Raw genomic sequence first — 8,752 nt, forward strand, 5'->3', positions numbered from 1 at the left:
CGCGCCCCGCCTCGACCGACTCGCCGGGCGCCTGTCAACATCTGCCCATGACCGAAACGATCACCGGCACCGACCGGTCGGCAGGAGTCAGCCTCACCGAACTCCTCGGCGGCGACACCGGTCCCGTCTCCGACGTGCTGCGCGCCGAATCCCGCGAGGGCCTGCGCGACGGCAACACCAGAAGTCCGGCGTGGTACTACACGTCCCCGGAGTTCCACGCGCTCGAGGTCGAGAAGCTGTGGAGCCGGGTCTGGCAGATGGCCTGCCTCGAGGAGGAAATCCCCGATGTCGGCGACTACCACGTGTACGAGATCGCCGACATGTCGTTCCTCATCGTTCGCACCGAGGAGGGGATCAAGGCGTTCCGCAACGCGTGTCTGCACCGCGGCCGGCTGCTGCGGGAGAGCGACGGCAAGGGCGCGAAGAGTCTGCGCTGCGCCTTTCACGGCTGGAATTGGGAACTCGACGGAGCACTCAAGGAGATCCCTTGCGAATGGGACTTCCCGTCGATCCGCAAAGAGGACTACTCACTCCCGCAGGCATCGGTCGGCACGTGGGACGGCTTCGTGTTCATCAACCCCGACCGCGACGCCGAGCCCTTGGCCGAGTATCTCGCCGGGTTCGACGAGCACTTCGCCAAGTACCCGTTCGCCCGCAAGGTGAAGACCGCCCACGTCGAAAAGATCATGCGCTGCAACTGGAAGGCGTGCCAGGAAGCGTTCATGGAGGCGTACCACGTGGTCGCCACGCATCCGACGCTGATGCAGACGCTCGGCGATGCGAACACCCGCTACGACACCTGGGGCAACTACAGCCGGGCGATCTCGCCCCAGCAGATCGACTCTCCGCATCTCGCGAACATGCCCAAGTGGGAGGTCGATCCCGACGGCAAACAGTTCGTTCGGTACCGCCACCCGATGAACGGACACATCTACGAGCGCACCGATGTCAGCGAGCCGGCCGCGCACAGCCAGGTGCGAGTGATCGATCTCGACGGGCACGAGAGCTACTTCGAGAGCGACGGCACCTACGTGTCGGGGCCGATCACGCAGGCCGACCCGCATCTGCTGATCTGGGTCGGCGGACCGTCTCCCGCCGGGGTGTTCGACGTGCCGATCATGGGCAAACCCGACACCGACTCGATGGTCGAGGCCCGCTCGATCACGGCGAGCGCCCGCCGCGACGAGTGGCGTCAGAAGGCCGGTGGCGACCTCGACCCCGACGCGTTCGCCGACGCCGAGTTCGTCGACGCGATCTGGTACTCGGTGTTCCCCAACTGGTCGCCGTGGGGCGTCTTCAACGCGCTGCACTACCGATTCCGGCCCAACGGAAACGACCCCGACACCTGCATCTTCGAGGTCATGATGTTCGTGCCGTGGGGCGACCAGGCCAACCGCCCCGCGCCGGCGAAGGTCACCAAACTCGGCCCGGACGACGACTGGACGCTGGCGACCGAACTCGGCGCGACCGCCAAGATCTTCCAACAGGACTCGGTCAACCTCCCTCACGTTCAGCGCGGCCTCAAGGCACAAGAGCAGCAGGAAGTGATCTTCGCCAACTACAACGAGACGAAGATCCGCCACTTCTGGGAGCACCTGCACCACTGGCTCGAGATCGGCCAGACCAACGTGAGCATCACGCCGCGTTGACGCGCGGCGACGTCTCGTGCGCTACACCGTCAACCTGCTGCGAGCGTCCGACGACTGCGTCGACTGGGCGCGACGCCGTGAAGCCGAAGGCTGGGACGCGCTCTCGGTCGCCGACCACCTGTACACCGGCTCCAACGCCTACCCGCACGTCTGGGTCAGTGCGACGGCGATGGCGATGGCCACGACTCGGCCGACCATCTCGACCGCGTTCGTCAACAACCTGTTCCGCAGCCCGGTCGAGGTCGCTCAGGCCGCGTTGCAGTTGCACCAGATCAGCGGCGGGCGCTTCGAACTCGGTCTCGGGGCCGGGTGGGCCGACCGCGAGGTGCTCGGCGCGGGGCTCGAGTACCCCGAACCGCGCGACCGCGCAGGGCGCTACATCGAGGCGGTCGAGATCGTTCGCACACTCCTGCACGAAGGTGCCTGCACGTTCGACGGCGACTACTACGACATCGACGTGCCGATGATCGGCCCGATGAGCGATGCACCGCCACCGCTCATCGGATCGGTCGGAGGCACGCGGACCACGCGTCACGTCACGCCGTGGCTCGATCGCGTCGAGATCAAGGCACAGAGCGCTGCGACGAGAGGTGGCTCACTCGACATCGGCGTGATGGCCGGCATCGGCGACGATCATCTGCTGGAGATGATCGACCGGGTGCGCGACGTGCGACCCGACATCGAGATCTCGATGTTCACCCTGTTCAGCGTCGGAGACGACCCGGTCACGACGAGCGTCGGTGACGCGATGCGCTCCGGCGGCGGGTTGTTCCGTCGCTTCTTCGGCGAGCCGGGCCACGTCGCCGAGGGGATGGCGTGGCTCGAGTCGATCGGCATCACTCACGCCTCGCTGAGTCCGATGACGCCGGCGTCGATCGAAGCCCTCGCCCCGCACGTGGTCGGAACGTGATCGAGATGACCGACGACTGGATCTCCATCACCCGCGCGGTTCACGAGTTCGCGTACGGCATCGACACCCGCGACTGGGCGCTCTACCGCAGCATCTTCGCGGACGGGCCGATCGACTTCGACTACTCGTCGTACCACGGACGACCCGGTTCGTCGATGGACGCCGACGCCTGGGTCGCCAACGTCCGGCCGCTGTTCGACGGGCTCGATGCGACGCAGCACTCGATGTCGAACCCGCTCGTCGACGTCGACGGCGACACCGCTCGATGCCGCATGTACATGCAAGCGGCCCACTTCCTGTGGCGAGACGATCTCCTGGCCGAGACCGGCAGTGCCGAATCTGAGTTCACGATCGGCGGCTACTACGACGACCGGCTCGTTCGCACCGCATCGGGCTGGAAGCTGACGGCCGTCACCCTCACCGTCTTCTGGCGTCGCGGCAACGCGGCCATCATGTCACTCGCCACCCGCTAAAGCGATGAGAACCCACGCGACCTGTTCACGCCGATTCTCATCGCGGCGCCAACCTCACCCCAAGCGATGAGAACTCGCGCGACCTGTTCACGCCGATTCTCATCGCCGCGCCAACCTCACCCCAAGCGATGAGAACTCGCGCGACCTGTTCACGCCGGTTCTCATCGCCATGTGGGGTGAGGTTTAGCGGGGGACGTCTTTCCAGGGGCCGGTGTCGGTCTTGGGTTCTCGGGGAAGGCCGAGGACGCGTTCGCCGATGATGTTGCGCTGCACCTCGTCGGAGCCGCCGGCGATGCGATACCCGGGCGCACCGAGCACGTGGGCGGTCCACTCATAGGTGCCCCACTCCCCCGTGTCGGCGGTGAGCTTGGCTCCGAGGATCGCGCTGACCATCTCGGTCATCTGGTACATCCCCTCGGTCCAGATCAGCTTGCCGAGCGAGCCTTCGGGGCCGGGCGTTCCCGACTTCGCCAAGTCGGCAGCGCGACGGTTCACCATCGACTCGATGCGGCTGTGGATGTAGGTCTTGACGAGCCCGTCGCGGATGATCGGGTCGTCGGCGACACCCAGCGCGTTCGCCGTGGCGAGCACCTTGCTCCACGAACCGCCCGACGCGCCACCGCCTTCGCCCTCGGAGTGATCCCGCTCGAAGCCGAGCGTGGTGAGGGCGACCTTCCACCCATCGCCTTCCTCGCCGAGGCGCAGATCATCGGGGACGCGCACGTCGTTGAAGAAGACCTCGCAGAACGACGAGCCGCCGCTCATCTGCGCGATCGGACGGATCTCGATGCCCGGCAGATCCATCGGGATGACGAACGCCGTCATGCCCTGGTGCTTCACGACATCGGGGTCGGTTCGTGCGATCAACTCGCCCCACTGGCTGAACTGGGCACCCGACGACCAGACCTTCTGGCCGTTGACGACCCACTCGTCGCCATCGCGGACCGCCTTGCAGGCGAGCCCCGCGAGGTCGGAGCCAGCACCCGGCTCGCTGAACAGCTGACAGCACAGCACCTCGCCAGCGACGAACGACGGGATCCATCGTTGCTTCTGCTCGTCGGTACCGAAGACGTTGATCGTCGGGGCGATCAGGCCGCGCGTGACCGCCAGCGTCTCGTGGACGCCGGGGGTGAGGAACTGACGCTCGAGACGCCCGAACGCACGCGAATGTGCACGGCTCAGGCCGAGGCCACCGAGCTCGGTCGGCCAGGTGATCGCGTGGTACCCGCGCTCGGCCTTGGCCTGCACCCACTCCATCAGACGGTCGAGGTGCGCACGCTCGACGTCGTAGGTCATCGCATGGAAGACCGAGACGTCGAACTCGCCCTCGCCCCACACGATGCCGGTCTCGGTCTTGGTCGGCCGACGCTCGAGCTTGCTCTCGAGCCACGCTTCGGCCTGTGCCGCGAAGTCGTCGACGCTGATGTCGGGGTCGACCAGAGGACGGTCTTGGATGTCGGTCACGATGAAGCTCCTGAGTTCACGATCTGTTCGATGTCGCCAGCGAGCCATGCGTCTCGCAGGGCCCGCTTGTTGATCTTGCCCATCGTGTTCCGTTTGAGATCGGTCACGACGTAGTACTCGCGAGGACACTTGTAGTGGCTGAGCCGCGCTCGGAGCCACTCGGAGAGCTCTCCGGCGTCCGGCGCATCGGTCACACCGGACGTGTCGGTCGGCATCACCAGGCAGATCATCGACTCGCCCATCTCGGGATGCGGCACCCCGATACACGCGACGTCGGCGATCGCCGGGTGGTCGATGAGCAACTGCTCGGCTTCGGCCGGATAGATGTTGACCCCACCCGACACGATCATGTCGCTGAAGCGGTCGGTGATGTACACGTAGCCGTCGTCGTCGATGTAGCCGATCTCGCCGAGCGTGAACAGCCCGGGCTCGGGGTTCGACGCTGCCGTCTTCTCCGGATCGTTGGGATAGATGATGCCCCGGCCGGTGTCGTCTCGGAAGTACAGCGCACCTTCGGTGTTCGGCGGCAACTCGTTGAGCTGCTCGTCGAGCACGAGCGCGTGGAACGGCGGGATCGAGCGTCCGACCGACCCCTTGTGCTCCATCCACTCCTCACTCGAGATGCCGCACACCGTTCCCACTTCACTGGCCCCGTACGCGTCACGGAACACCGGACCGAACCATTCGATCATCGCGGCCTTCACGTCGACCGGACACTTGGCGCCCGTGTGCGCGATGAGCTGCATCGACGACACGTCGTACTTGGCCTTCACCTCGTCGGGGAGCGCGAGCATCCGCACGAAGTGCGTCGGCACCATCACCGTGGTCTCGGTCCGGTACCGGTCGATCGCCGCCAGTGTCGCCTCGGCGTCGAACTTCGACAGGATCACCGAAGGCACCCCGGCGCACAGCAGGCGCATTCCCGACAACGGGCCGGTGTGGTACATCGGGCCGACGACGAGGTGGGTACCGAATCCGGAGAACCCGCCCTGTGCGAGCGCCGCGAGGTGTTCGACCATGTTGGTGCCGCCGGCGAACATCGTCGGCGGCAGCTCGGTGCCCTTCGGGCGTCCCGTCGTGCCGGAGGTGTAGAGCAGGTTGGGGTGCGGGACGACGTCGTCGGGCGGGTCGGCGTCGTCGCCGCCGGCCAGCCACTCGTCCCACGACTGCACCCCGTCGACGTCGTCGCAGCCCCAACCGATCACGGTGTCGACGCCTGCCTCGCGAGCCGCCGCGAGGCCGCGCTCCGCGGTGTCGGGCCCGACGAACAGCACCCGGCTGTCGGAGTCGTCGAGGATGTAGGCGGCCTCCTCGGCGGTGAGGTGGAAGTTGACCGGCACCGACGACGCTCCGGCGAGCAGACCACCGAGGTGGGCGAGTGCGGTCTCGGCGGAGTTCTCGGCGAACACGGCGATCCGATGGTCGGGGCCGAGTTCACCGCGTCGATCCAGGTCGAGCAGCAGGTTGGCGCAGCAGTTCAACGCTTCATCCACTTCCGACCAGGTGAAGATCCGATCGGAGTCGACGAGCGCAAAGCCGGTCGGATCCTTGGCAGCTTGTTCTTTGGCGAAGCGGGGCATCGGCTCTGTTTCTAATCGGACCTGCTCTCCGAGCCAGAGCCGGGCGACGTCACGGTCTAGTTTGGGTGCCATGACCGAGCCGACCAATCGTGAAATCTGGGAAGAGGCGTTCGGGGCGTCGCGCCTGCGTGAAGCCGACTACTCGACCATGTCCGGCATCCCGCTCGAGCCCGTCTACGGACCCGACGACGGCGAGTTCCCCGGCGTGTACCCCTACACCCGCGGCCCTCACGCGTCGATGTATCGCTCCAAGCTCTGGACGATGCGCATGTTCGCCGGCTTCGGCACCGCCGAAGACACCAACTGGCGCTTCAAGGAGATCCTGAAGGCCGGCGGAAACGGTTTGTCGACCGCGTTCGACATGCCGACGCTGCTCGGACTCGACTCCGACGACCCGATGTCGCTCGGCGAAGTCGGACGCTGCGGCGTCGCCGTCGACTCGCTCGCCGACATGGAAGACCTCTACTCGGGCATCGACCTCGGTGAGATCACCACGTCGATGACGATCAACTCCCCCGCCGCGCCGATCTTCGCCATGTACGTCGCGCAGGCCGAGAAGGCGAGCGTGAACCGCGCCCGCCTCGGCGGCACCCTGCAGAACGACATCTTGAAGGAGTACCAGGCGCAGAAGGAATTCGTCTTCCCGCCGCGCCAGTCGATGCGCCTCGTGCGTGACACGATCCAGTTCACCGCCGCCGAGATGCCGCGTTGGAACTCGATCTCGATCTCGGGCTACCACATCCGCGAGGCCGGCTCCACCGCCGCCGAAGAGCTCGCGTTCACGATCGCCAACGGGTTCGCCTACGTCGAACTCGCGTTGCAGGCCGGCCTGCCGATCGACGCGTTCGCACCGCGGTTGAGCTTCTTCTTCAACGCGCACATCGATTTCTTCGAAGAGATCGCCAAGCTGCGCGCCGCTCGTCGGATCTGGGCCCGCTGGATGAAGGACCGCTACGGCGCCCAACTCGCCAAGTCGATGCAGCTCCGCTTCCACACCCAGACCGCCGGCGTCTCGCTGACGGCCCAGCAGCCCGAGATCAACATCGTGCGGACGGCGATCGAAGCGCTCGCCGGCGTCCTCGGAGGCACGCAGTCGCTGCACACCAACTCGATGGACGAAGCGCTCGCCCTGCCGACCGAGAAGGCCGCACGCATCGCGCTGCGCACCCAGCAGATCATCGCCCACGAGACCAACGTGACCCACGTCGCCGATCCGCTGGGCGGCTCGTACTTCGTCGAGGAACTCACCGACGAGATGGAGCGTCAGGCCGAGGAGATCTTCGCCAAGCTCGACGAGTTCGGAAACGGATCGATCCTCGAAGGGGTCATCACGGGCATCGACGAGAACTGGTTCCAGGGTCGCATCGCCGACTCGGCCTACGAGTTGGAGCGCAAGTTCAACGCCGGAGAACGCGTCATCGTGGGCGTCAGCGGCTTCACCGAGGGCAACGACGACAAGCTCGACATCTTGCAGATCACCAACGAAGACGAGCAGCGCCAGCGCAAGCGCCTCGACACGGTGAAGCAGGATCGCGATCAGGAAGCGGTCGACAAGGTGCTGGTGAAGCTCGCTCAGGAAGCCGCCGACCCCGAGGTCAACCTCATGCCGACGCTCATCGAAGCGTCACACGTCTACGCCACGCTCGGCGAGATCATGTCGACGATGGCCGACGTGTTCGGTCGCCACGTCGAAGTGCCGACGATCTGACCCACGTCGATCCGACGCGCTCGGCTGGCGCGCCGCCCCGCTCGGGGTGCTGCACGGCTGAGCTGCGGCGACATCAGGCAGTGCTGGCGCCGTCGACGACGAGCGTGTGGCCACTCACGAACGCGGCGAGGTCGCTCGCGAGGAACAGCGCGACGCGAGCGATGTGGTCGGGCTGGCCGGTGAGCCCGAGCGGGTTACCGGAGATGATCTTGGCGATGTCGACACCGCTCGCCTTCAGCGGGCCCATCTGATCCTGCACCCCTGGCGTGTCGATCACGCCGGGGGCGATCGCGTTCACTCGGATGCCCCGTGGACCGAGTTCGATCGCGAACGCCCTGGTCAGCGCGATCATCGCCGCTTTCGACGCGCTGTACGCCGAGATGTTCGCACCACCGCGCAGCCCGGCGATCGACGCCAGGTTGACGATCACACCGCCGTGTGGCATTCGATTCGCGGCGTCACGGCACGCGCTGAACTGGGCACGCACGTTGACCTCGAGCATCCGGGACACGAAATCGTCGGACGCCGCCGTCATCGGCCCGGTGGTCGGGAAGATGCCGGCGTTGTTGACCATGATGTCGAGCCCGTCGTCGCCGGCAGCCGCCTCGATCGCCGACGACAATGCGGCGGCGTCGGTGATGTCGCAGCGGGCAAACGTCGCGCCGATCTCCTCCGCGGCCCGTTCCGCAGCCTCGTCCAGGTCGCCCACGGTGACCGTGGCACCTGCCTCGACGAGCCGGGTCGCGATCGCCCGACCGATTCCCTTGCCGCCGCCGGTGACGAACGCCCGGCGCCCCGACAGGTCGATGAGATCGTGCAGCGCAGCGGCGTCGGTCATGTCGGCGACGTTAGTGACGCTCCCGGAGCACCGACGAGATCGACGTCGTGCCGGTCGTGGTGCAGGTCGTCGTGCAGGTCGTCGTGCAGGTCGTCGTGCAGGTCGTCGTGCAGGTCGTCGTGCAGGTCGT

At 66.5% G+C, this 8,752-nt stretch carries 7 protein-coding genes; 4 read left to right on the forward strand and 3 right to left on the reverse strand.

The genetic code is table 11. The features are described 5' to 3' along the window. Nucleotides 1-47: 47 nt before the first annotated feature. From ACE37B_RS19320 to ACE37B_RS19330, 3 genes are read left to right on the forward strand one after another with little or no spacing between them, the layout of a single operon-like run. Nucleotides 48-1,649, forward strand: a complete 1,602-nt coding sequence (locus tag ACE37B_RS19320) for an aromatic ring-hydroxylating oxygenase subunit alpha (RefSeq protein WP_409924965.1) — start codon at nt 48-50, stop codon at nt 1,647-1,649. A 16-nt stretch (nt 1,650-1,665) separates the two neighbouring features. Continuing rightward, nucleotides 1,666-2,559: an LLM class flavin-dependent oxidoreductase gene (locus ACE37B_RS19325; RefSeq protein ID WP_409924966.1), complete on the forward strand. Its 894-nt coding sequence runs from the start codon at nt 1,666-1,668 to the stop codon at nt 2,557-2,559. A gap of 5 nt (nt 2,560-2,564) precedes the next feature. Next, nucleotides 2,565-3,032: a nuclear transport factor 2 family protein gene (locus ACE37B_RS19330; RefSeq protein ID WP_409924967.1), complete on the forward strand. Its 468-nt coding sequence runs from the start codon at nt 2,565-2,567 to the stop codon at nt 3,030-3,032. A 183-nt stretch (nt 3,033-3,215) separates the two neighbouring features. Here the strand turns inward: ACE37B_RS19330 and ACE37B_RS19335 are convergent, their stop codons facing one another. Together ACE37B_RS19335 and ACE37B_RS19340 are read right to left on the reverse strand one after the other, a co-directional pair. Next, on the reverse strand, nt 3,216-4,496 hold the full coding sequence (locus ACE37B_RS19335; RefSeq protein ID WP_409924968.1) for an acyl-CoA dehydrogenase family protein: 1,281 nt from the start codon (nt 4,494-4,496) through the stop codon (nt 3,216-3,218). Then, the gene (locus tag ACE37B_RS19340) at nt 4,493-6,076 is read right to left on the reverse strand and encodes an AMP-binding protein (protein WP_409924969.1); all 1,584 of its coding nucleotides are present in this window, start codon (nt 6,074-6,076) and stop codon (nt 4,493-4,495) included. The genes ACE37B_RS19335 and ACE37B_RS19340 overlap by 4 nt, the downstream gene beginning before the upstream one ends. Nucleotides 6,077-6,146: 70 nt before the next feature. Between ACE37B_RS19340 and ACE37B_RS19345 the strand changes: the two genes are divergently transcribed. Next, nucleotides 6,147-7,784 (forward strand): methylmalonyl-CoA mutase, encoded by a 1,638-nt coding sequence (locus tag ACE37B_RS19345; RefSeq protein WP_409924970.1) that lies wholly within the window; start codon nt 6,147-6,149, stop codon nt 7,782-7,784. Nucleotides 7,785-7,857: 73 nt separating this feature from the next. Here the strand turns inward: ACE37B_RS19345 and ACE37B_RS19350 are convergent, their stop codons facing one another. Further along, nucleotides 7,858-8,622 carry an SDR family NAD(P)-dependent oxidoreductase gene (locus ACE37B_RS19350; RefSeq protein WP_409924971.1) on the reverse strand — a complete coding sequence of 255 codons (765 nt, stop codon included), beginning with the start codon at nt 8,620-8,622 and terminating at the stop codon, nt 7,858-7,860. Nucleotides 8,623-8,752 lie beyond the last annotated feature (130 nt).

This window comes from Ilumatobacter sp. (genome assembly GCF_046290335.1).
In the GTDB taxonomy this organism is placed as follows: Bacteria; Actinomycetota; Acidimicrobiia; order Acidimicrobiales; family Ilumatobacteraceae; genus Ilumatobacter_A.